The organism is Actinomadura sp. NPDC000600 (assembly GCF_040492135.1).
Taxonomy (GTDB): domain Bacteria; phylum Actinomycetota; class Actinomycetes; order Streptosporangiales; family Streptosporangiaceae; genus Spirillospora.
In genome coordinates this window covers 1-1,160 of record NZ_JBEUPD010000133.1, presented here as the reverse complement: position 1 = coordinate 1,160, position 1,160 = coordinate 1, and the positions used below count along the sequence as shown (strand labels likewise).

The window sequence follows — 1,160 nt, the reverse complement described above, 5'->3', positions numbered from 1 at the left end:
GACCAGGCCCTGGCGCGCAAGCTCGGCAAGCGCTACGCGGAGCTGCGGCCGATCGTCGAGACACGTTTCACAAGTATATTCTGGATGGCACTCATGGCATCCCATGCAATCACAATCTATTTCGTTGCCACATTTATCGCATTTCATCTAGCTGCTCCTATAATCCTAATTCTTCTTTGCGTGCTGCTTCGATTGCCATTTGCGCTCTGATATTTCTTCGCAATCTACGTTCTTCTTTTGTTTCGTGCTTTCTACGGTCGCGATCGGTTATTTCAATCCGCTTAGTTTATTTTTCCATTGTTCGTGAAACCATTCGTCGTCTTTGTCAGCGACTTTATGATTCTTCAAGATATCCTTGTCTTTAAAATCTAGGACATTTTTTTCTTTTTGCGTTGTCATAATAACACCTCATATTTTAGCTTCTAAGCGCTTTTGCCTAGTTCGTGATAAATTATCCATGAAATGGTTTAAGCGCTAAATGTAACCGTAATTTTCGTGAATTAGAGCTATTCTGTCAGTTCTTTCACTACTAACTCAACTTTCCACATCTTTGTATCCCCAGAAAGTCCGCCATGTTCAAAACTTGTTCAGCGAATAACGTTGTAATTATCATCATTCCAAATTCCAGCATCTGTCAGTCCATCAATTAATGCTTTAGAAGTTGGTTCATAATTTGGTGGATCATATTTAAAGCGTTTGGGTGGATAAATTACGACGAACACATCACAACGGTGCTTCTCATGAAATTGCTCAAATACTTCATCTGACTGGTCTAGCCATACATGAGCTGTTCTACATGCAATCCGTCTTAAACGCTGTTTAGTATTATTGGCTGCAATTCTTGAACCATAAGTTGTGCCCTTGTTATCATTCTCATTTATCATTTCTTTTCTGAGAAAGTTAAATTCAAACTTCACTTGCTTCTCCAAATCTAACAATTGCAGGCATCTGATCCATGCGATTAAGAATAAAAATAATCTCATGCTCAGATTTCTCTGCCAGCTTCTGCTTTTTAATTCTTCCGAGTGGGTAATGTTCGTTTTCCCACTGCTCAATGATCATTGTTTTCATTGCTTCTCCTAGAATGGCAATTGACTAACACGCTTATCTTTAATGTTTTCAAAATTGAATGCTTTTTTTCCAATACCTCTGAACAAACG

The 1,160-nt window shown here is 38.9% G+C and carries 3 protein-coding genes; 1 reads left to right on the top strand and 2 read right to left on the bottom strand.

From position 1 onward, the window contains the following. On the top strand, positions 1-210 hold a 210-nt coding region (locus ABWI07_RS44255), incomplete at its 5' end, for a hypothetical protein (RefSeq protein WP_353822221.1). A 377-nt stretch (positions 211-587) separates the two neighbouring features. Here ABWI07_RS44255 and ABWI07_RS44250 read toward each other — a convergent pair. Both ABWI07_RS44250 and ABWI07_RS44245 read right to left on the bottom strand, forming a co-directional pair. Further along, positions 588-917: a RusA family crossover junction endodeoxyribonuclease gene (locus ABWI07_RS44250; RefSeq protein WP_353822220.1), complete on the bottom strand. Its 330-nt coding sequence runs from the start codon at positions 915-917 to the stop codon at positions 588-590. Next, on the bottom strand, positions 907-1,071 hold the full coding sequence (locus ABWI07_RS44245; protein ID WP_305196091.1) for a hypothetical protein: 165 nt from the start codon (positions 1,069-1,071) through the stop codon (positions 907-909). Before ABWI07_RS44245 ends, ABWI07_RS44250 begins: the two co-directional genes overlap by 11 nt. Positions 1,072-1,160: the final 89 nt, after the last annotated feature.

Bases quoted from the DNA above. Each gene is read 5' to 3' on its own strand.
- ABWI07_RS44245 (WP_305196091.1), bottom strand. From the start codon at position 1,071: ATGAAAACAATGATCATTGAGCAGTGGGAAAACGAACATTACCCACTC.